23 protein-coding genes are annotated in these 22,500 nt (G+C 31.7%); 9 read left to right on the top strand and 14 right to left on the bottom strand.

Annotated features, from left to right (window positions below; genetic code table 11):
* Positions 1–115: 115 nt before the first annotated feature.
* The 3 genes from IW20_RS01725 to IW20_RS01715 all read left to right on the top strand — a co-directional run bounded on the left by IW20_RS01725 (position 116) and on the right by IW20_RS01715 (position 1,767).
* Positions 116–535: a DUF1573 domain-containing protein gene (locus IW20_RS01725; protein WP_035617941.1), complete on the top strand. Its 420-nt coding sequence runs from the start codon at positions 116–118 to the stop codon at positions 533–535.
* A 79-nt stretch (positions 536–614) separates the two neighbouring features.
* The gene (locus tag IW20_RS01720) at positions 615–1,151 is read left to right on the top strand and encodes an RNA methyltransferase (protein ID WP_035617939.1); all 537 of its coding nucleotides are present in this window, start codon (positions 615–617) and stop codon (positions 1,149–1,151) included.
* Positions 1,152–1,173: 22 nt separating this feature from the next.
* Positions 1,174–1,767, top strand: coding sequence for a CHAP domain-containing protein (locus IW20_RS01715; protein WP_035617937.1), 594 nt, complete (start codon positions 1,174–1,176; stop codon positions 1,765–1,767).
* On the opposite strand, the gene folK is transcribed toward IW20_RS01715, so the two are convergent.
* From folK to IW20_RS26825, 6 genes are all read right to left on the bottom strand, one after another.
* Entirely contained in the window at positions 1,768–2,901 is a 1,134-nt protein-coding gene (folK, locus tag IW20_RS01710; protein WP_035617935.1) for a 2-amino-4-hydroxy-6-hydroxymethyldihydropteridine diphosphokinase, read from the bottom strand.
* Between the two features lie 61 nt (positions 2,902–2,962).
* Positions 2,963–4,141 (bottom strand): zinc metalloprotease, encoded by a 1,179-nt coding sequence (locus IW20_RS01705; protein ID WP_035617933.1) that lies wholly within the window; start codon positions 4,139–4,141, stop codon positions 2,963–2,965.
* Positions 4,110–6,002 carry a prenyltransferase/squalene oxidase repeat-containing protein gene (locus IW20_RS26560; protein ID WP_051885491.1) on the bottom strand — a complete coding sequence of 631 codons (1,893 nt, stop codon included), beginning with the start codon at positions 6,000–6,002 and terminating at the stop codon, positions 4,110–4,112. Before IW20_RS26560 ends, IW20_RS01705 begins: the two co-directional genes overlap by 32 nt.
* A 94-nt stretch (positions 6,003–6,096) precedes the next feature.
* Entirely contained in the window at positions 6,097–6,231 is a 135-nt protein-coding gene (locus IW20_RS26835) for a hypothetical protein (RefSeq protein ID WP_262488099.1), read from the bottom strand.
* A 251-nt stretch (positions 6,232–6,482) separates the two neighbouring features.
* Positions 6,483–6,614 carry a hypothetical protein gene (locus IW20_RS26830; RefSeq protein ID WP_262488098.1) on the bottom strand — a complete coding sequence of 44 codons (132 nt, stop codon included), beginning with the start codon at positions 6,612–6,614 and terminating at the stop codon, positions 6,483–6,485.
* Between the two features lie 296 nt (positions 6,615–6,910).
* On the bottom strand, positions 6,911–7,045 hold the full coding sequence (locus IW20_RS26825) for a hypothetical protein (RefSeq protein ID WP_262488097.1): 135 nt from the start codon (positions 7,043–7,045) through the stop codon (positions 6,911–6,913).
* A gap of 337 nt (positions 7,046–7,382) precedes the next feature.
* Between IW20_RS26825 and IW20_RS25235 the strand changes: the two genes are divergently transcribed.
* The 3 genes from IW20_RS25235 (at position 7,383) to IW20_RS01680 (ending at position 12,692) form a co-directional block, all read left to right on the top strand.
* Entirely contained in the window at positions 7,383–7,781 is a 399-nt protein-coding gene (locus tag IW20_RS25235) for a helix-turn-helix domain-containing protein (protein ID WP_051885490.1), read from the top strand.
* 89 nt (positions 7,782–7,870) lie between these two features.
* Complete coding sequence (gene sppA, locus IW20_RS01685; protein WP_035617930.1) at positions 7,871–9,634, top strand: signal peptide peptidase SppA; 1,764 nt, start codon at positions 7,871–7,873, stop codon at positions 9,632–9,634.
* 418 nt (positions 9,635–10,052) lie between these two features.
* On the top strand, positions 10,053–12,692 hold the full coding sequence (locus tag IW20_RS01680; protein ID WP_035617928.1) for an AsmA-like C-terminal region-containing protein: 2,640 nt from the start codon (positions 10,053–10,055) through the stop codon (positions 12,690–12,692).
* A gap of 136 nt (positions 12,693–12,828) precedes the next feature.
* Here the strand turns inward: IW20_RS01680 and IW20_RS01675 are convergent, their stop codons facing one another.
* Complete coding sequence (locus tag IW20_RS01675) at positions 12,829–13,623, bottom strand: DUF2797 domain-containing protein (RefSeq protein ID WP_035617926.1); 795 nt, start codon at positions 13,621–13,623, stop codon at positions 12,829–12,831.
* 259 nt (positions 13,624–13,882) lie between these two features.
* Between IW20_RS01675 and IW20_RS01670 the strand changes: the two genes are divergently transcribed.
* The gene (locus IW20_RS01670; RefSeq protein ID WP_035617924.1) at positions 13,883–15,391 is read left to right on the top strand and encodes a GH3 auxin-responsive promoter family protein; all 1,509 of its coding nucleotides are present in this window, start codon (positions 13,883–13,885) and stop codon (positions 15,389–15,391) included.
* A gap of 37 nt (positions 15,392–15,428) precedes the next feature.
* Entirely contained in the window at positions 15,429–15,839 is a 411-nt protein-coding gene (locus tag IW20_RS01665) for a DUF4288 domain-containing protein (protein WP_035617922.1), read from the top strand.
* A gap of 350 nt (positions 15,840–16,189) precedes the next feature.
* Here IW20_RS01665 and serB read toward each other — a convergent pair whose 3' ends face one another.
* The 6 genes from serB to IW20_RS01635 all read right to left on the bottom strand — a co-directional run bounded on the left by serB (position 16,190) and on the right by IW20_RS01635 (position 19,961).
* On the bottom strand, positions 16,190–17,419 hold the full coding sequence (gene serB / locus IW20_RS01660) for a phosphoserine phosphatase SerB (protein ID WP_035617920.1): 1,230 nt from the start codon (positions 17,417–17,419) through the stop codon (positions 16,190–16,192).
* A gap of 269 nt (positions 17,420–17,688) precedes the next feature.
* Complete coding sequence (locus IW20_RS01655; RefSeq protein WP_035617918.1) at positions 17,689–18,132, bottom strand: VOC family protein; 444 nt, start codon at positions 18,130–18,132, stop codon at positions 17,689–17,691.
* 30 nt (positions 18,133–18,162) lie between these two features.
* Complete coding sequence (locus IW20_RS01650) at positions 18,163–18,603, bottom strand: SRPBCC family protein (RefSeq protein WP_035617916.1); 441 nt, start codon at positions 18,601–18,603, stop codon at positions 18,163–18,165.
* A 6-nt stretch (positions 18,604–18,609) separates the two neighbouring features.
* A complete protein-coding gene (locus tag IW20_RS01645) occupies positions 18,610–19,020 on the bottom strand; it encodes a VOC family protein (RefSeq protein ID WP_035617914.1) in 411 nt (136 codons plus the stop codon).
* 91 nt (positions 19,021–19,111) lie between these two features.
* Positions 19,112–19,516, bottom strand: a complete 405-nt coding sequence (locus IW20_RS01640) for an SRPBCC family protein (RefSeq protein WP_035618124.1) — start codon at positions 19,514–19,516, stop codon at positions 19,112–19,114.
* A 37-nt stretch (positions 19,517–19,553) separates the two neighbouring features.
* A complete protein-coding gene (locus IW20_RS01635) occupies positions 19,554–19,961 on the bottom strand; it encodes a VOC family protein (protein ID WP_035617912.1) in 408 nt (135 codons plus the stop codon).
* Positions 19,962–20,102: 141 nt separating this feature from the next.
* Here IW20_RS01635 and IW20_RS01630 point away from each other — a divergent pair, with 141 nt between their 5' ends.
* Positions 20,103–21,068: a GlxA family transcriptional regulator gene (locus IW20_RS01630; RefSeq protein WP_035617910.1), complete on the top strand. Its 966-nt coding sequence runs from the start codon at positions 20,103–20,105 to the stop codon at positions 21,066–21,068.
* Between the two features lie 78 nt (positions 21,069–21,146).
* Here the strand turns inward: IW20_RS01630 and clpX are convergent, their stop codons facing one another.
* Positions 21,147–22,379 carry an ATP-dependent Clp protease ATP-binding subunit ClpX gene (gene clpX / locus IW20_RS01625; RefSeq protein WP_035617908.1) on the bottom strand — a complete coding sequence of 411 codons (1,233 nt, stop codon included), beginning with the start codon at positions 22,377–22,379 and terminating at the stop codon, positions 21,147–21,149.
* Between the last annotated feature and the right edge of the window lie 121 nt (positions 22,380–22,500).

Raw genomic sequence — 22,500 nt, 5'->3', positions numbered from 1 at the left:
AAATTTTAAAGCGAATAAAGAATCCCTGAAAAATTAAAATATTTTTAAGCCAATTTTAAGTTTCGTTTTCATTATTTTACATAGATTTGTTAATAATTAAAAAATTAAACTGAAAATGAAAAAAATAATCTTATTTGTAATGTTTACAGTACTAAGCGTTGCAACATCAAATGCACAGGCTAAAGCTAAAGCTGCTAAAGTTGACGGTGCTGGAATGGTTTTCGTGAATGAAGTTATAGATTACGGTACAATTGCACACAATGCAGATGGAAAACGTGAATTTGTATTTACTAACAACGGTAACAAACCATTAATCATTACTAACACACAAGGTTCTTGTGGTTGTACAGTACCAACTTCTCCAAAAGAGCCAATCGCTCCAGGAGCTAAAGGTATTATTGGTGTAAAATATGCTACTGACAGAGTTGGTGCTTTTACAAAAACCGTAACAGTTACATCTAATGCAGCTGGACAACCTACAAAAATACTTACTATTAAAGGTACTGTTTTAGCAGATGAAGCTCCAAAAAGCTAAATCGTAAAACAACAACAAAATAAACGAAAAGCTTCCTTATATTTGGAAGCTTTTTTTATTACTAGAATTTAAAACAATTATGAGAAAACTCGAAAACAGCGAACTCGAAAGAAAAACTATTGCCGACTTTAAAAATTCAGACAAAACACCTCTTATATTAGTCTTAGACGATATTCGCAGCTTACACAATATAGGTTCTGTTTTTCGTACTGCAGATGCTTTTTTGATAGAAAAAATAATCTTGTGTGGTATTACTGCTACTCCACCAAACAAAGAAATTCATAAAACTGCACTTGGAGCTACAGAAACTGTTACTTGGGAGCATCATGAAAATGTATTGGAAGTAATTGAAAATCTTAAAAAAGAAAGCGTTACAACTCTGGCTATCGAACAGGTAGAAAGTGCTATTTTTCTACAAGATTTTGAAGTCGAAAAAGGCAAAAAGTATGCACTGGTTTTTGGAAACGAAGTATATGGCGTAGCTCAGGAAGCTGTTGCTATTTGCGATGGCTGTATCGAAATTCCGCAATTAGGAACTAAACATTCCCTTAATATATCTGTAAGTGCCGGGATTGTTGTTTGGGATTTATTCCAGAAAATGAATTGGCCTAAATAAAAATATCTTTATTGCTATTACAATGAAATTCAAACGCGGGACTTATATCTTAATTGGGCTATCTATATTTCTTTTCTCAGGAATATGGACTTTTAAAAAATTCAATTTTAATACAGAACATACCATAGGGCAACCTCTGGACAGCTTAAATGGTGTTCTCGTTTACTACAATGGTGGAGTAAACAATGTTACTAATAGAAATCTTACGGCAGACAATTATAATCTTGGTTTAAAATATCAGTGTGTAGAATTTGTAAAAAGATATTACTACGAACATTTTAATCATAAAATGCCTGATAGTTATGGTCATGCCAAAGACTTTTTTAACGCTGATCTTAAAGATGGTCAGAGAAACGAAAAAAGGGATTTAGTACAATATACCAATCCTAGTGTGAGCAAACCAAAAGCTGATGATTTATTAATTTATAGCGGAACCATTTTTAACCGATTTGGGCACGTTGCCATTGTTTCAAATGTGACCGATAATGAAATTGAAATAATTCAGCAAAATCCTGGTCCGTTTAGCAAATCGAGAGAAGTTTTTTCTTTAATCGAAAAAGAAGGCAAATGGATAATTGGCAATGACCGAATTTTGGGCTGGTTAAGAAAAGAATAACTATCCTATTTTTTTCTGGATTTCCTCTAAAACAAAAAGGTAGTCTTCATGTTTTTTCACAAAATCACGATCTGAAACATCAATAATAAGAACATTCAGATCTGGTTGTGATTTGATATACTCTAAATATCCATTGTTGATTTTATCCAAATACTCTGCCTCAATATTTTGCTCGTAGCTTCTGCCACGCTTTTTTATGTTCTGCAATAACCGTTCTGTATTTTGATATAAATAAACATACAAATCTGGTTTTGGCATTTCCTTATAGATAATATCAAACAAGTTACGATACAAGCGATATTCATCTTCTGCAAGTGTGATTTTGGCAAAAATCAATGATTTAAAGATATGATAATCGGCTACGATAAAATCCTTAAACAAATCAAACTGAGCTAAATCATCTGATAATTGCTGGTAACGATCGGCAAGAAAAGACATTTCGAGCGGGAAAGCATATCGGTTTTGATCTTTATAAAATTTAGGCAAAAAAGGATTATCTGCAAAACGTTCTAATACTGTTTTTGCATTAAAATCGTCGGCTATTTTATGAACCAAAGTTGTTTTTCCAGCACCAATATTTCCTTCAAAAGCAATATAATTAAATCGCTGCATCGGGATTTCCTGCAACGGATTTTTTAAATGCTGAACAACTGTACAAACACTATCATCTGGCGTTATTGCGATTAATTCTGATATTGTTTTTTGAAAAATCGGGTGTTTCCAATTTAAGTTTAAATCCTGAATAGGTAACAAAACAAAATTCCGGTTTTGCATCAAAGGATGAGGAATCTGAAGTTTATCGGTATCGATAATTTCATCTTCATAAATAATCACATCAACATCTATAAGCCTGGATTGGTATCCTTCTTGTTCAGAACGGATACGTCCTAATTGTTTTTCGACTTTTAAAACTTGATTTAATATTTTTTGTGCCGATGCATTGGTATGCAAAATCAAGGCACAATTATAGAACGCATCACTCTCAAACCCCCAGGCAGGTGTTTCATATAATCTCGAAACCTGAACAACAGTTCCAATTTCCTGATGTATCAAATTAATGCAGTTTTCGATATTTTCTAACCTGTTTCCTTGGTTACTTCCTAGTGATAAAACGACCTGATGCTGTGATTTCATAATTAGATGCAAATTAACTAAAAGTATTTTAGAAAATAAGAATCTTTTAAAACTGTTATTCCTATTTCGCTTTAATTAATATGATTCTCAACCATTTAAAAACTAAATAAAAAAACAATAGTGGTAGGAAAAGTTTTCCAACCTGTGCTACTGAAAATTGAGAATCAGGTTCCATAATCGTTGTGATAAAACGCCACAGATTTTGAGGAAAATATATAATAGAATCAGGGTTTTTAATTAAAACGATATAGACAAAAAATGATATAAAGCTATAATTTACTAAACCATAAAATAACAGAAAATAATCTATTGCTTTCCATGTTTTGATAGTATTGCCAGATGTGAAAATTTGTTTTATTTTTTGAAATCCATGGTGCATTAAATTTGGCTTTTCAATCGCGTCAGAAAGTACCCAATACCCATCGCTTCTTGCAAACGGATTTAGGTTTCTTAAAATTGACAACGAATAAATACAAGCTAATAAAATCAGTAAATTATATTGAAAAATAACCCCAATAGTTATTAGAAAAATAGCATACACAAATTCAAAATATATTCCTGCTAAATTGACCACAATTCTTTGCGTCTTTGGCAATTTCCAGATATCAGTTACATCTGCAAAATACACAGGTACAACCAGATAAAATCCTCCTCCAATTCCTCCGTGTTTTGCTCCGTAATAATGTGCTGCAGATGCATGTCCGAATTCATGAAAAGTAACTCCAACAAAGCTCATGAGAAAGAAAATCAACCACTCTGATTTTGCAATATTGGTATAAAAAATTTGATTATAAAACACGTAAAAACAAATACTTAAAATTAAAAAAATTATTGCCAAATTGATTTTAAGCACATTATTCAGGAATAAATACTTCAGGTATTTTGTAAACTTTGAAACGATCTTTACATCTATTAAAATAAAACTTAGCTTTAAATAATCAGGCTTTTGATTTGGTTTTACCTCAATTTCATCACTTTGAATTATACCATATTTGGCTAATTTGGTAAACAAAAAATCATTTGCAAAATCGATTGTCAAAATCGATTCAAACTTCAAATTATACTCGTCTACCAGAATCTGAAGGCTTTTCTTTCCGTCGATTAACTCTAGAAAACGATACAAATCAGAAGAAATTTTTATCCTGTGATCAAAAGTTAGTTGATGAATAAAAAAATCAGTTTTACCAAACGGATGATAACTAATGTCTTCAGACAGTTGCGGTACTATATTTTTGTTCATATATACTAAGTGCTTGTAAAATTACAGTAGTTGTAAATAAACGGTTAAACTCTTTGGCTCTCACATTCATACCAAAAGTAGCAACAGGATAAGGAGTATTTTCAGGTTTTATTTTGGAAGAGTCCGGAACCTGCAGAGCGTGTGAGTTATCCCACGAACCATCCTGATACTGATTTTTAAATAAATATTCGATTGTTTTTTCTATCTCGGCTTCATTTTCATTATTTTCTAAAAGCAAAATTTCAAGTGCTAATCCGGTATAAAATAAATTTTCTCCATATTTATCACCAAAACTTCCATTTTCAGCTTGTTCCCTTTTTACCTTATCTATAATTAATGATAATTGTTGTTTCTCACCCAGTAAATGATATGTCTTTGCCAGATAGTAAAAAACATAAATATTACTAGTCCACCAATATGAATTTAATTCCTGCTCTGTTTTTGCTTCAAAATATTTTTTCAGTTTAATAAAAGCTTCTGGTTGTTGATTTGTTTTTGCCAAAAAGTAAAAACTTACCGCACTCACACAATCATGCGAATGTATCCATCCGGAAACTTTTGAGATAACCCTATCGTCTAATGAAGTCAATAATTTATTCTCATCATAATAGGTGGAGAAACCTCCATCACTATTCTGAAAATTAAGCCAGTATTCCTGAATATCAGTATCAATTTCTTTATTGTTTAGAAAATAAGAAAGTAATGCAAAATTGGCCGAATCAGAATCTTCAATCCAAGTACCGTTGTAACTCCATAAAACATCTTTATGATTGTTTTCTAAAAAAGAAATCGCTTTTGGAATTTCATTTTCAAAAGAGCGCTGAAGAATTTTATTTTCTGAAATTTTAGAAAGGATAAAAGCACTTGCCCAAGTAGTACTAATTCCACCCTGATTTACATATTCTCTCCAACTTCCGTTTTCTTGTTGTTTGTTCTTTATATACGTTATGGCCGACGATATACTATTCTGATTATTATTTTCTGCAATCTTTTGACTAATTAGAGTAATATCTGCTGTCAAAATTTCCAGATAATTATCTATTTCAATAATAAAAGTTACAAAAGCCTTTTTCGTATCATACAGAACCTTTTTCCATTCGGGAACATCTATGTCCTTAACCAATTCTAATGCTTTGTCGCAATAGGAAATTCCAAGTTGATACATTTGTTTAGAAATGCCTCGAATATGAATGTATTTTTCCAGTTTTTCAGGTGCATGATCAGACATCTTATTTTGTTTCAATAAATAAAAAGCCCAGTTAAACTGTCCTTTCTTTACGTCTGCTTTTAAATCCTGGATATCATCATTTAATTGAAATGCAACCGAAAAATATTTATGTGAAAGTAATAATTGCTCGTATAAATCATTGTCTTTAGAGTTGTCGATGCTAAACAAACAATCGATAGCAACTTTACCAAATGCCGATTTTTTGTCTGCTAGTATTTCATACTCTTCAATGGCAATAACCTCTTTTTCAAGAAAAGATTTTTCTAAATAAATGGCTTCAAAATATTCGTTTCTACGAGTATTCCATAGTTGCCAAAAACTATTTTCTAAACCATAAATACTGGTTAGAATTTTAATGCTTTCCTCCTGACAAACGGTGACTAAAGGAAATTTCGATAAATCTTTTTCATCTATCAAAGTATCTGTAAATAATGTTGCCTGATAATATAAATAGCCCGCAATATTAAGCAGTTCCAAATTTTTACTCTCTACAAGGAAAACCTGTGCAAAAAGTTCAGGATATTTTTGATAATAAATCGGATTACCAGCGGTGAAATTGGCATCTAAAACTACCGATTTGAAATTATCCGGTATAGACAGATTTTGAATATAACTCGTAAACTTCAATCTCATACTTGATCTTTTTTTAAACTAAACATCTTATAAAAAACAGAAGTATGCATTAAAAATGCATACTTCTAAGAAAAGCAAATAATAATATTAGATATTATTTAAATGCATCAATGATATCAGTACCCCAACCAAATTCGTATCTTTTTTCTAGTTCTTCAACTTGAAATTTTTCAACTAATTGGTTCTCTAATACTAAAATTTCTTCTGTTAATTGATTTTGTAAATTCATGATAATTTTTTTTAAAAATTTTTAATACTACATTTTTTTTAAAACACTCTTAAATCCGAATACATTCTTCGTACGCAAAAACACACTTAAATTGTAAGACTAATTCTATGTTTCAAAAGTATTTTTTATCCTTATTGCTGCTTATTCAAAAACCGAATAATATTTGCATAATAAAAATATCCACTCACTTTAAAAAAAAGAAATATGCAATAAATGTATACTTCTAAGAAAAGCAGATAATTTACTTACAATTATTTTAATGCATCAATAACAGAAGTAACCCAACCAAATTCGTATCTTTTTTCTAGTTCTTCAACTTGAAATTTTTCAACTAATTGATTTTCTACTAATACTTCTACTGGTAATTGATTTTCTTGATTCATGGTGAATTTTTTTAAAATTTTTAATACTACAATTTTTTTTAAAACACTCTTAAATCCGAATACATTCTTCGTACGCAAAAAAATACTTAAATTGTAAGATTAGTTTTATATTTCAAAAGTATCACTTATCCTTATTGCTGCTTATTCAAAAACCGAATAATATTTGAATAATAAAATATTGTTGTCATAATCCTCAAATTACACCAACCCCCATTGCCTTTTATCTTAGGATATGTAAAAAAAAAGAAGCACACAATAATGCATGCTTCTAAGAAAAGCAGATAATTTACTTACTACTATATTACTGCATCAAGAATACTTAGCATCCAACCGAATTCATATCGTTTTTCTAATTCTTCAACTTGAAATTTTTCTAATAATTGATTTTCTATTACTAAAACTTCTTCTGGCAATTGATTTCCTACATTCATAATAATTGACTTTAATTTTTTTTATCCTACATTTTTTAAAGACACCCTTACTTGTATATATCCTTCGTACGCGAAAACATATTTAATTGTAAGAATAATTCTATTTTTTCAAAAATATTATTTATCCTGATAACTGCTTATTCAAAAGCTGAATAATATTTGAATAATAAAATGATTTAAGAAAAAAGCTTTCCTTTTTAATCTCAAATGATTTTCGTCATAAAATACAACAAATTTTTTTGTAAGATTTTTATTATTATGAGAATCGTTTTAGTACCTTAGTCTTAACACTAAATTATGAAGTAGTCTAAGTAATAATGATTTTAATGGAATAAGTATGGAAATAAAATTAAGACAAATAAGAGAAGGTAAAGGCTTCTCGCAAGAGCAAATGGCTGAGTATTTAAACATATCTCAACCTCAGTATTATCGAAAGGAACGTGGTACAAGTCAGATCAAAGAATCTGAATGGGAAATTATTGCTAAAGTACTGGATGTGGAGAAAGACGAATTAAAAAATGAGAACTCTTTATTTAATAACAAGCCCGATGAGGCGCTTAAAAATCAATTTGTACAAGTGTTACATTTTTCTGAACAATTAATTTTTGAACTGAAAGAACATGTAAGTACTTTAAAAGAAAAAATTATCTTTGTGAGAGAAAATTATGAATCACGTCTTAAGGACAAGGAAGATCTTATTCTGTTTTTAAAACAAAACAAAAATAAATCATCTTAATCAGGCTAGAGCTATACAATTATTGGCTATTTCATCTTAAGATTTGTAACAATTCAGCACTTTAAGCTACTTATTAAAAAAATGTAATTATGAAATTTTTAGGGAATGTACTAGCTACCGTAATCGGTATTTTTGTTTTTTTCATGCTATCCTTTTTTGGAATAATGTTATTAGCCGCTGTTTTTGGTAGCGACAGTAGTGCTGTTACAGTAGAAAGTGACTCAGTAATTGAGCTCGATTTAAGAAAAATACAAAATGATTATGCAGGAAAATATAAAGACCCTTGGGTTACTATCTTTTCAGAGCAAAAAAGCATTGGCTTAACAGATATTATTAACGCTATAGAAGTTGCTAAAACGGATGATAACATTAAAGGAATCTCTATCCTTAATGATGCATCATCTTTAGGAATGGCTCAAAGTAAAGAATTACGAAATGCTCTTGAAAGCTTTAAAAAATCAGGAAAATTTGTAATGGCTTATTCTAATGGTTATTCGCAAAAAGAATACTATTTAAACTCGGTTGCGAATACTATCTATTTAAATCCTGTTGGAGATTTAGATTTTAAAGGACTATCATCTGAGATTATGTTCTTTAAAGATTTTCAGGATAAATCAGGTATCCACATGGAAGTAATTCGTCATGGAAAATACAAAAGTGCAGTTGAACCATTTCTTGAAAATAAAATGAGTGATGCAAACAGAGAACAAACTGGTGCCTTATTAAACTCAATATGGGCTTCTGTTGTCGCTGATATCTCTAAAAGCAGAAACATTCCTGTTACACGATTAAATGAAATCGCTAACGGACTTTTAGCAAGAACTCCAGAAATGGCAAAAGCAGAACGTCTTGTAGATGTTATTGCTTACGAAGATGTATATCATAATGCTATCAAAAAAGCACTAAAAGTAACTGGTGATGATGATTATAATAAAATCTCCATTTCTGACTATACTCAAAACATTATTACTACTGCAATGAGTTCTGATACTTCTGGTGATCAAATTGCGATTATTTATGCACAAGGAGAAATACAAAGTGGCGAAGGTGATGTTACCGTTATTGGTGAAGGATCTATGCGTCGTTCTTTGCAAGAAGCTCGCAAAAATAAAGATGTAAAAGCAATTGTATTAAGAATCGACAGTCCGGGAGGAAGTGCTTTAACTTCTGATTTGATTTGGAGAGAAATAGAATTAACCAAAAAAGTAAAACCTGTGGTTGTATCTATGGGTAATTATGCAGCATCTGGAGGATATTATATTGCATGTAATGCCAATAAAATATTTGCAGAAAGTAATACCATAACAGGTTCTATCGGAGTTTTTGGTGTGTTACCAAACTTCACTCCTTTGGCAACTAAACTAGGAATTAATACTGAACAAGTTAAAACTCATGAAAACTCAGCTAGATACAGTCCGTTTGTACCTATGGATGAAAACTTTAAAGCTGTAACCCTGGAAAGTGTTGAACATATTTACAAAACATTTGTATCTCATGTTGCCGAAGGAAGAAAAATGACTTTTGACCAAGTTGACGCTATTGCACAAGGAAGAGTTTGGGCAGGCTCTGAGGCTGTAAAAATTGGTCTTGTAGATAAAATTGGTGGCTTAAATGATGCAATTACCGAAGCAGCTAGTCTTGCCAAAATAAAAAGCTTCACCACACAAAACTATCCTGAATACGATAAGAAGTTTAATGATATGTTGCAAAATTTACCTTTTGCAAAATCAAAAGAAGCTTTCCTTAAAGAAGAAATAGGCGAAGACAATTATGTTATTATTGAACAAATAAAAAGGTTACAAAATAAAAAAGGGGTGCAAGCCATGATTCCTTTTCAAATTAATATTCAATAAACACAACTTCATTATAAATATAATCCGTTTGAGTCTTAACTTAAACGGATTTTTTATTTTACAAAATTCATTAAAGTTAACTCAGGTTTAATTTACTGGTAACACATGTAACTATATGTTGTAGCTACTTTAGCGAAATATTAGAAGGATAGTTATACCCGTATTTAAGACACTTTACACATGTAAAGTTTTCAACAAATACAACCCTGTTTATTTTTTTGAATAGCTTACTCATAGTCGCCCCTCGATATGCAGTAAGCTATTTTTTTGTATTTAAAAAACAGATAAATCTCACAAATATTTATACTGAAATTTCTTTTTATGAAAAAATTACAAAAGGAATCACGCATAAAAGTCTATTTTTGCAAGTAGCAGGCATAAGAATAACCTGAAATATCGAACGTAAACAACTCAGTATATGAATGTAAAGAAAATTTTAAAAATCGCAGGAATAGTAATTGTTTTACTGATTGCAACATTATTTGCCATTCCGTATTTTTTTAAAGATCAGATAAAAGCCAAAATATCTGAAGCTATCAACGAAAGTGTTGATGCTAAAGTTAGTTTTGTAGATGCTGATTTGAGCTTATTTAAAAACTTCCCGAATGCCAACGTTTCTATAGAAAAATTGGTGATTATAAACAAAGCTCCTTTTGAGGGAGATACATTAGTTTCTTTAGGCGAATTGAATTTAAAAATGAGCATCAAAGAACTTTTTAAAGGAAAAGATGAACCTTTGAGTATTCAGGGAATTGATACTAAAAACGGATTAATCAATATTATATTCGACAAAAACGGTGTTGGAAATTTTGACATTGCTATTAAAGACAATTCTAAAAAAGAAGACACATCAGCTAGCAAACCTCTTTCTTTAAAAATTCAAGGGTATAAAATCGAAAACTTTACTTTTAGATATTTTGACCAAAGATCTAAAATCAAAATGGTTATCGATAGTTTAAACCATGAAGGTAAAGGAGACTTTACTGCTTCGCAATTAGACTTAACTACAAAATCGACTGCCAAAGTATCTTTGGATATGGACAAGTTAAATTACATGAAAAATGTATCCTTAACTCTTGATGCAGTTTTAGGTATCGATTTAGAAAAAAGCAAATATACCTTTAAAGAAAACAAAGCACTTATTAATCAATTACCATTAGAGTTTGATGGTTTTATCCAAATGGTTAAAGATGGTCAACAATATGACTTGAAATTTAAAACTCCAACCTCATCATTTACAAACTTCTTGGGTTTAATTCCTTCTGCTTATGCATCTGGATTAGATGGTGTAAAAACTACAGGAGATTTTACTGTTGCTGGATTTGCCAAAGGGTTATATTCAGACAATTCAGTTCCTAAATTTAATATCGAAATTGCATCTAACAATGCTTCGTTTAAATATCCGAACTTACCAAAATCGGTTCAAAACATTGTAATCGATACTAAGATTATAAATGAAACAGGAGTATTAAATGATACTTATGTAAATTTAGATAAACTTTCGTTTAAGATTGATCAGGATGTTTTTAATGCTAAAGCAAATATCAAAAACATTACTGTTAACCCTATTATAGATGCAGCATTGAAAGGAACTATTAACTTAGCTAACCTTTCTAAAGCTTATCCTATAAAAATGGACAAACCATTGGCTGGAATTTTAAAAGCCGATGTAACTACCAATTTTGACATGGCTTCGGTTGAAAAAAGTCAATATCAAAACATAAAAAATGCTGGTACAATGAGCTTATCTGGATTTAAATATACAGATGAGAACAACAAATCGATGAATATTAGCACTGCATTGGTTCAATTTAATCCAAGTACGATCAACTTAAAACAATTTGATGCTACAACCGGAAAAAGTGATATTAGCATTAATGGAGTTCTCGAAAACTTCTATGGTTTTATGTTTAAGAAACAAGAGCTAAGAGGAAACTTCAACATGAGTTCGAACCAACTTGCTGTAGATGATTTTATGACTACAGGAGAACCTGCACCAGCTAAAACAGAAACAGATTCTAAAGCTAAGGGTAAACCAGCTGAAGCAATGAAAATTCCAGCTTTCTTAAATTGTACATTAACTGCAAAAGCAAATACGGTTCTGTATGATAATTTAAAACTAACAAATGTTGCTGGAAAGATCATTGTAAAAGACGAAAAAGCAACTTTAGAGAACTTTAAAACATCTATTTTCGGAGGTACAATTGGCGTAAACGGAACAGTTTCTACAAAAGAAAAAGTACCTACTTTTAATATGGATTTAGGTTTTAATCAAGTTGATATTGCGCAAACTTTTACGCAATTAGACATGATGAAAAAAATTGCTCCGATAGCAGGGATTATCAATGGTAAATTAAATTCGACTATTAAACTTAACGGAAATCTTAATGCTACTGAGTTAACTCCAGATTTAAAATCAATTTCGGGAGATTTAATAGGACAATTACTTTCGACTACTGTAAATGCTAAAAATTCGACGGTATTAAATGCTTTAACTTCAAACATTAAATTCATTGATATGAATAAAGTAAATTTGAATGATATTAAAGCAGCCTTGACTTTTGACAACGGAAAAGTAAACGTGAAACCGTTTGATATTAAATATCAAGATATTAAAATTACTGTTGGAGGAACTCACGGTTTTGACCAAACGATGAATTATAACTTAAAATTAGATGTTCCTGCTAAATATCTTGGATCTGAAGCTAATGCTTTTATTGCAAAAATGTCTCCTGCTGATGCAGCTAAATTAGAGAACATCCCAATTAACGCATTAATTAGCGGAAATTTCTCTAACCCAAAAGTTTCTACAGATATGAAAAGTGCCATTACGAGTTTAACTACGCAATTAGTAAATCAGCAAAAAGATAAACTTACGAAACAAGGAACAAGTGCTTTAACCGATTTGATTAATAAAAACACCAAATCAAAAGATACGACTAAAGCGGGTGCTGCAAATAAAGAAAAAACCACTCAGGAAGTAACTAATAAAGCGAGCGAATTATTAAACGGTTTGTTTAAGAAAAAGAAAAAAGAGGAGCCTGCAACGACTCCATAAAATCGCATCATACATAAAAAAAAGCCTAAGCAATTTAAACTGCTTAGGCTTTTTCATTTACAAATCGTTGAATAATCTGTTTAGGATAATTAATCAATTTTTAATTCAACATATAAGAATATATCTTTTTTAAGAATTACACATTTATTGTTACTACATATCCTTCAGAACCACGGATATTAAAAACTGTTCCGTCTTCAAACAATAAATATTGTCCTTTAATTCCTGTAAGCTTTCCTTGAAAAGTTGGTGTTTTATCAAGACTTAAACTCGCTACTTTTTTTGGATATTCGAGAACTGGATAATGTAATTCGTACAAATCATTTTTTTCTGGGTAAAAATATTCGCGTACCTCATCTGGAATCAAGTTTTCGACTTTAGATTTCTCTAGAATCAAATCAACGCTTTCGATATTATTCTGAAGCATCTTTCTCCAATTTGTTTTATCGGCGTAATGACTTTTTAACGCTACCTCAGTAATTCCTGCTAAGTAACGATTCGGAACTTCTACAATCGATAAAGCTTGTGTTGCTCCTTGATCTATCCATCTTGTAGGTACTTGTGTCTTTCTGGTTACTCCTACTTTTACTTCGCTAGATAAAGCTAGATATACTATATGTGGTTGTAATTGTACTTTTTCTTCGTAAGCCAAATCTCGATCCTGAATTCCTAAATGTGCCGTACTTAATTCTGGTTTCATAATCCAATCTCCAACTGCTGGACTTGAGTAGAAACAATCATAGCAAAATCCCTGACGGAATATTTTTTTCTTTTTACCACAATTCAAACATTGATACCCCACAAAATTAAGCTCAATTTCTTTATTCAATAATTGATTAACGTTGATAAAACTGTCCTCAAAAACCAAATAATATTGAATTGGATTCCCCATTTCGGTTTGCATCTTTGTAAGTACACCTTGATATTGCATTATATTTTATTTTTTAGTCCCGATAGCTATTCGGAGTTGTTTTTAGATTTTAGATTCGTTCCTAAGAATTCAAATCCCGATACTGTTAAAACTCCATTTTTGAAGTGGAATCTTTGCCATAAATAGAATTGTCGTTTATAAAAAAACACTATTTTTGATACAACGACAAAGTTAGTATTTGTCTATCGATATTCAAATCTTAAATTCCTGACTTTTTGCGTTACTAGGAAAATCAGCAATCTAAAATCTAAATTCATTCATGCCTCTATCAATAATCAATTCATTTGCCTCTTGGGTTCTTAAACAAAGAATTCATCAAATAGAGCTTTTTCTTAAATATCCAAATGAAGTTCAGGAAGAGCTTCTTCATAATTTATTACTCGCTGCCGAAAATACAATTGTTGGAAAACAATACGATTTTGCCTCGATAAATTCTTATAAAACTTTTTCTGAAAGATTACCTATTGCAACTTATGAAGAATTGCAACCTTTGATTGAGCGTACTCGCCAAGGTGAACAAAATGTTTTTTGGGAAACTCCGATAAAATGGTTTGCAAAATCTAGCGGAACTACAAATGCTAAAAGTAAATTTATCCCTGTAAGTAATGAAGCTTTAGAGGATTGCCATTATAAAGGAAGTAAAGATTTATTGTGTTTATACTTGAATAATAATGAAGATTCTGAATTGTTTCTAGGCAAGAGTCTTCGCTTAGGCGGAAGTTCTCAGATTTACGAAAACAACAATACTTTCTTCGGAGATTTGTCGGCTATCTTGATTGAGAATATGCCTATTTGGGCAGAATTTAGTAGCACACCTAGTAATAAAACTTCGCTTATGAGCGAATGGGAAACAAAAATTGCTGCTATTATTAATGAAACAAAAAATGAAAATGTAACCAGTTTTGCTGGTGTTCCTTCATGGATGTTGGTTTTAATGAATCGTGTTCTGGAAGATTCTGGAAAAAGGAATTTATTTGAAATATGGCCAAACCTGGAAGTTTATTTTCATGGTGGTGTAAGTTTTTCTCCTTACAGAGAACAATACAAAAACATATTACCTAAAAAAGATTTTAAATACTACGAGATATATAATGCTTCTGAAGGTTTCTTTGCCATTCAGGATTTAAATAATTCTAGTGATTTATTACTAATGCTAGATTACGGAATTTTCTACGAGTTTATTCCGATGGAGACTTTTGGGAAACCAGAACAAAAAGTTATCCGATTGGCTGATGTCGAATTGGATAAAAATTATGCAATCGTTATTACGACCAATTCTGGTTTATGGCGTTATTTAATTGGTGATACGGTTCGTTTTACTTCTTTGAACCCATACAGAATTAGAGTTACCGGAAGAACAAAACACCATATTAATGTTTTTGGTGAAGAGCTTATGGTCGAAAATACAGATCAGGCTATAGCCAAAGCGTGTCAGCTAACAAATACTGAAGTTATAGATTATACTGTAGCTCCGATATTTATGCAAGACAAGGAAAAAGGTGCTCACGAATGGATGATTGAGTTTAAGAAAAAACCTGCTGATGTGGGACTTTTCCAAAAAGCTCTTGACGAAACCTTACAATCTCTAAACTCCGATTACGAAGCCAAACGTTATAATAATATGACGCTAAATCCTTTGGTAATTAATGTTGCCAGAGAGAATTTATTCTATGATTGGTTAAAAGAAAAAGACAAATTAGGCGGTCAGCATAAAATACCTAGACTTTCAAACCAAAGAGATTATTTGGAGCAATTGAAGGCTATGTAGGTTTAAATACGAATTAGTTAGTAATACTTCCTGAAAAATGAATAATCAAGACAAAATATCGAATGAAAATAAGAATTGGTATATCGTCGAAATAATTGAAAAATGCGAACCCGTTAAACGAAATGAAGAACAAGAGTTACGAAGAGTAACAACTTGGGGGAATTTCCATTTGATAAAAGCTGAAAACTCAAAAATCGCATATGAAAAAGCCATTAGAATTGGTAAATCTGGAGAATACAAATTTGTAAATTCTGAGAATTTAGAAATGGAATGGATTTTTGTTGGTATAGCAGATTTAATTCCAATATATGATGAAAACATTGAAGATGGTTGCGAGATAATGTTTGAAGATTATGGACTTATTAGTAACAAAAGAGCAATGAAATTTGCTTTAACTGAAGATGAGCTTTTAGAAAAAATAAAACGTTCAAAAGAAATTTCAAAATAAAAAACCCGTTGCTGGCGCGAGCGTCCCGCTCGTGAACACAATCAATTTTAAAATATATTCTTTGCGGGTACGAGCGAGACGCTCGCACTAGCGCTGTGAATTTAGAAACCTCAAATTCTAAATTGCTTAAAATCCACTGAGTCGCATGAGGGATAGCAATGGAAATCCTTTTTATTTTTTCTTTAAAAAATAAAAAGATTGGAATGTATAGCCCGACCCGCTTTTTCTGCGGGGCATGCCCATAAAAAAACCTCAGCTTAAATTAAAGCTAAGGTTTCTATTTTGATTGTCGAGCTACTTGCGGAGATTCTTCGTTCCTCAGAATGACAAACTTTATGTTATTTGATGTTCTACATCATGTCGATATATCGGTCATGATATCCTAATAGGTATAAAACACCATCGAGTCCTAAGCTGGAAATAGAGGTTGATGCGCTTTCTTTTACGGTCGGTTTTGCGTGAAAAGCAATTCCTAGTCCTGCTAAGTTTAGCATTGGTAAATCATTTGCTCCATCTCCTACTGCTATGGTTTGATTAATGTGGATTCCTTCTTTTTCGGCAATTGCTTTTAAGTATTCGGCTTTCTTCTGGCCATCTACAATTTCGCCTAAATATTTACCGGTTAATTTACCGTCTTTTATTTCTAATCGGTTGGCATGAACGTAATCAATTCCTAATTCTTTTTGTAAATAATCTCCAAAATAGGTGAATCCTCCCGATAATATTGCGGTTTTGTATCCGTAATATTTTAAGGCTTTCATTAAGCGATGTGCTCCTTTGGTTATAGGTAATTTTTCGGCAACTGATTGTAAAACGTCTTCGCTTAAACCTTCTAACAATGCCATGCGTTGCTTGAAGCTTTCGTTGAAATCTATTTCGCCATTCATAGCCGACTCTGTAATTGCTCTTACTTGCTCGCCTACTCCATTAAGCTCTGCCAATTCGTCGATTACTTCGGTTTGGATTAGTGTTGAGTCCATATCGAAACAAACCAAACGTCGGTTTCTTCTATAGATATTATCTTCCTGAAATGAGATATCTACATTTAGGGTTCTGGAAATTTCCATAAAACTTGCCGTCATTGCAATCTTGTCGACAACATCTCCTGTTAGGGATAATTGTATACATGAACGAGGGTAATCTTCTTGCTCTACAACAGATGTTCTTCCTGTTAATCGTATTATGGAAACTATATTTAAATTTTGGTCGGATAGTAATTTGGCAACTGCAGCTAGTTGTGATGCAGCTAATTTTTCGCCTAGAATATTAACTATATAGCGTTGCTTGGATTGTGTTTTTACCCATTTTTCGTAATCTTCTATAGAGATTGGGATAAACTTTACCTTAACTTCTAATTCATAAGCTTTAAACAACAAGTCTTTTAATACTGGTCCTGAAGTGGAACCTGCTTCGATTTCGAATAAAATTCCCAGAGAGAGTGTATCATGAATATCGGCTTGTCCTATGTCTAGAATAATGGCATCGTAGGTAGCCAATACTGCTGTTAATCCTGCTGTAACTCCTGGTTTATCATGACCTGAAACTTTTAATAAAATAATCTCTTTATCTTCTGTTGTCATTTTATCTTTATTGATTTAGAAGTGACAAAAATCGACAATCTATTGTTGATAAAAAAGAATATGCTTTGTTTTCTTGTAAAGAAAAAACACAAATCGATATGATTTATTTAAATAATTTAATGTTCTGTTCTAATGCTTAAAACTACTTGTATGAAAGTCTCTTTTAACAAAAAAAGATTATTTAAAACAACCTGAAGAAACATCTAATTTCTGCTCTTAAATTGTTCTAAATAATCTCCTGAATTAATTACCTATTGGTAATTATTAGTTTAGCTGCTTGGCATATTTTCATCAAAATTCACCATCCAGTTTACTCCAAACTTATCGGTAAACATTCCGAAATAAGCCCCCCAAAAGGTTTTACCCATTGGCATAAATGGATTTCCTCCTGCCGAAAGTCCGTTAAAGATTCTATCGCCTTCTTCTGTACTTTCGACATTAATTGAAACCGAAAAATTACTTCCAAAAGTTACTTTACCTGATTGTTCGGTACTATCACTTCCCATTAAAATAGTTTGTCCGATAGGCAAACTAACGTGCATAATTTTTTCAGCTTCTTCGCTGTCGCTTGATACTTGTGAACAATTTTCGTCTGCTGGCATATCTTTGAATTTTCCAATGTATGCAAATTCGCCTCCAAAAACTGACTTGTAAAATAGAAATGCTTCTTCGCAATTTCCATTAAAAATTAAATAGGGATTTACTGCTGCCATGATGTTTGATATTTTTTTTGTTATTGTCTATTATTTTTTTTCTGATAATTCTTTTACTATTTCTAATCCTTTCGGAAAAACATCTTTAAAATAATCTATATATTTCTCGACTACATCAACTCGAGCTTCCACTATAACAAGCTCTCCATCTGGCGTTAGTCGATAGGTTTCCATTGCTCCGCTCCACTTTTGTGTTTCTTCATCGATGGGCAATTCTTTAAAATCTTTTATTTCTCCGATATGCTTAAAAGCCATGTATTCATTTGGAATTTTATTTGCTATAATACTATTCATCCCTTCTCCATTTGGAGCCATGAAATGTATTTTATCTCCTTCATTCCAATTACTTATCGCGTATGAACCTTCGCCAAAAGCTGCTGTCCATTTTCTGTAGGTTTCATCGTCCCATAAAACTGACCAGATTTTTTCTACAGGAGCTTTGATTCTGATGGTAAACTCAAGCGCTTCCATGAGGTTTTATTTTGGTATTTTGCTAAAATCCATAAATAAAGAATTCCAACGGTGTCCATCTAAATCTGCAAAACCACAACCGTACATCCAACCTCGACTCTCTGCAGGCGCAGCAAAAACAGTTCCTCCAGCTTCTTGAACATTTTGCGCAAGTGCATCTACTTCTTCTTTACTTTCGGCATCTATCGAAAATAAAACCTCTGAACTTGTTTTGGTATCTGTTAATTTATTTTGAGAAAAATCTGTAAACATATTCTCTTCAAAAAGCATTATTACAAATTTACCTTCTCCAACTAGCATGCAAGTTGAGTTTGGCGTGTCGTGTTCTTCATTAAATGAAAATCCTATTTTCGAGAAAAAGACTTTCGATTTTGCTACATCTTTTACTGGTAGATTAAGCCATATTTGTTTTGCCATTCTTTATATTTTAAATTATTATTTTTAAATCATATTTTAGAAAACACTTAGAATCTTTGCTTATCTGAACCTTTGTGCCTTTAAACCTTCCTTAATTCTTCTCTACATAACTTTTAAAGTTATCCAATATTGCTTGCCATCCTTGTTGTTGGAAGTCTTCTGGATTTTGTGTTTCTGGGTCAAAACTTTCTATTACTTCTACTCCATTTGGAGTTTCTTTAAAACTAATCTCGACTTTTCTTCCATCGCCCATTACATATTTAATGGCTTCCTTTTCTTTTACCAAGGTGTATTCTCCTTCAAAATCAAAACTCATACTTCCGTCTCTGGCAGCCATTGTCGATTTAAACTTTCCTCCTGTTTTTAAATCATTTTCGGCGTATGGTGTATGCCATTCTGGCGATGCATTATTCCATTCTTGTATGTGTTTTGGCGTTGTCCATATTTCCCAAACTTTTGCTATTGGAGCTTTTACTGTACTTTGAACTGTTATCATATTTGATTGATTAAAATTATACTTTATAAATTGTTCTTTATTTTTTTGGTGCTTGACTCTCATCCATGAAAAATATTTCCCAATGGTGTCCGTCTATATCTAAAAAAGCTTTTTGATACATCCAACCGTAATCTTTGGCTTCCATGTACTCGGTTCCGCCAGCTTTTACTACTGCTGTAATTATTTCATCTACTTTTTCTCGGCTATCTACAGATAATGCCATTAAGATTTCGGTCGTGGTTGCTGTATTGCAAATTTGTTTTTGTGTGAATGTTTTAAAAAACTCTTCTACCAAAAGCATTGCATAAATATTTTCTCCGATTTCTAAACAAGCTGCTTTATCATCTGTGAAATTTAAATTGAATGTAAACCCTAATTCTGTAAAAAAAGCCATACTGCGTTTTAAATCTTTTACTGGAAGATTTAAGAAAATTTCTGTTTTCATTTTTATATAAATTTACAAATTATTTATAGCAAATTTAAAGTAATCATCTAGCCTTTAGACCACAATAAACGTCATTTTTGGGGTCATTTAAGACAAAAAAACTATTTTTGTATAGGTCATTTTCATTAAAAAAGAGAAATAATGAGTAAAAAAGTTGGGTTAATCGTTCCGCATGACTATAAATTATTGAGTATTGCAGCTATTCTAGAAGTTTTTGAAACTGCTAATAAATTACATCCTGACGGCGAAAAACCGTTTGAAATATTTATTTTTCAGTCTTCTGAACAAATGGAGCAAGAAAAATTATTTAATTATACCGTTAATTCGATTCAAGCGTCTGAAGAAAAACTGGGATTAGTTTTAATTCCTGCATTTACCACAGATGATATGAGGGGAATGATTGCAAAAAACAACCATTTTATTCCTTGGCTAAAAAAACAACATTTGTTTGGAGCCGAAATAGCTAGTTTTTGTACGGGTGCTTTCTTGCTTGGTGCTTCGGGATTACTGGATGAAAAATCGGCCACGACGCATGTTGATGCCTGTAGCGCTTTTAACCAATCGTTTCCTTTGGTAAATTTAAAACCCGAAGAAACATTAACTGCAGACGGAACGCTTTATACTAGTGGCGGATCTACTTCTTCTTTTCATTTACTGATTCTTTTGGTTCAGAAGTATTGCGGAAATGAGGTTGCTGTGCAAATTGCTAAGATTTTTGCCATTGATTTAAATCGTCATAAACAAAGTTATTTTAGCACTTTTCGCCCTAATCATTTACATAATGATACTCTCGTTGCTCAATTGCAACACAAGATAGAAAACGAATACAGTACGATAGAAAAACTAGAAGAGGTTACTAAAGATATCCCTACTAGTAATCGTAATATGACTCGAAGGTTTAAGCAAGTTGTTGGAATTCCTCCTATAGAGTATTTGCAGAACATTCGTGTAGAGAGTTCTAAGAAGTATCTTGAGCAAACGCAACTTTCTATATCTGAAATTATTGAAAAAACTGGTTATAATGACCCTAAATCTTTTAGAAAAGTTTTTTATAAAATGGTCGGAATGAAACCGATAGAATATCGGGAGAAGTTTAGAGTGAGATAAAAAAAATCCCAGCATTGCTGGGATTTTTAATTTTTAATCTTAGACAAAGTTTAAATTTTGTCAAAGATATTTCAAGATTTATGAAGCGATTTCTAATCGTTTCAATAAATTTTTATTCAATGTCTCTTTAGCGTAATCTTTATCAATTTCTAATGTTTTTACATCTGAACTTGGTAAATCGTACATGGCATCGGTTAAGATTGCTTCGCATAACGAACGTAATCCACGTGCTCCTAATTTATACTCTAACGCTTTATCTACAATAAAATCTAAAGCTTCATCAGTAATTGTAAACTCTACCTCATCCATTAAAAACAATTTTTGATATTGCTTGATTAATGCATTTTTAGGCTGAGTAAGAATTGCACGCAATGTTTCTCTATCTAAAGGATCCATATGCGTTAAAACTGGTAAACGACCAATGATTTCAGGAATCAATCCAAAGTCTTTAATATCTTTTGGAATGATATATTGCAATAAATTGTCTTTGTCGATATTATCCACATTTTTTGATGTACTATAACCAACTGCCTGACGGTTTAAACGTTTTGAAATAATACGTTCTACTCCATCAAAAGCTCCTCCGGCTATAAACAAAATGTTTTGTGTGTTTACCTCAACAAATTTTTGGTCTGGGTGCTTACGTCCTCCTTTTGGTGGTACGTTTACAACTGTTCCTTCTAAAAGTTTTAGTAATGCTTGTTGCACTCCTTCTCCCGAAACATCACGTGTTATTGATGGATTATCGCTCTTACGGGCAATTTTGTCTATCTCATCGATAAATACGATTCCTCTTTCGGCTTTAGCCACATCATAATCGGCAGCTTGAAGCAAACGTGTCAATATACTTTCTACATCTTCTCCAACATATCCTGCTTCGGTTAAAACGGTAGCATCAACAATTGCCAATGGAACGTCTAACATTTTTGCAATAGTTTTTGCTACTAATGTTTTTCCTGTTCCGGTTTGACCAACCATAATGATGTTACTTTTTTCAATCTCTACTTCGTCATCCAACTGTTGTTGCATTAAACGTTTGTAGTGATTATAAACCGCAACAGACATTACTTTTTTGGTTTGATCCTGACCTATTACATATTGATCTAAGAATGCTCTAATTTCTTTTGGTTTCTTTAATATTAAATCACCAACTAGTTTAGCGCTTCCGCTTGATTTTAATTCTTCTAAAACAATTCCGTGTGCTTGTTCGATACACTTATCACAAATATGTGCATTTATACCAGCAATTAATAAATTGGTCTCTGGCTTTTTTCTCCCACAAAATGAACACTCTAATACTACTTTTGCCATCTATATTTAGTTGCAAAGTTACAAAGGCTCTAAGGTTCTGAGTTTCCTGTATCGAAAACTCAGAACTAAGATAACTTATAACTTCATTTTATTTAACCTAAATTTTCATCTTCAAATTCAC

This window comes from Flavobacterium hydatis, from assembly GCF_000737695.1.
In the GTDB taxonomy this organism is placed as follows: Bacteria; Bacteroidota; Bacteroidia; order Flavobacteriales; family Flavobacteriaceae; genus Flavobacterium; species Flavobacterium hydatis.
This window is presented reverse-complemented; position numbering and strand designations above follow the sequence as displayed.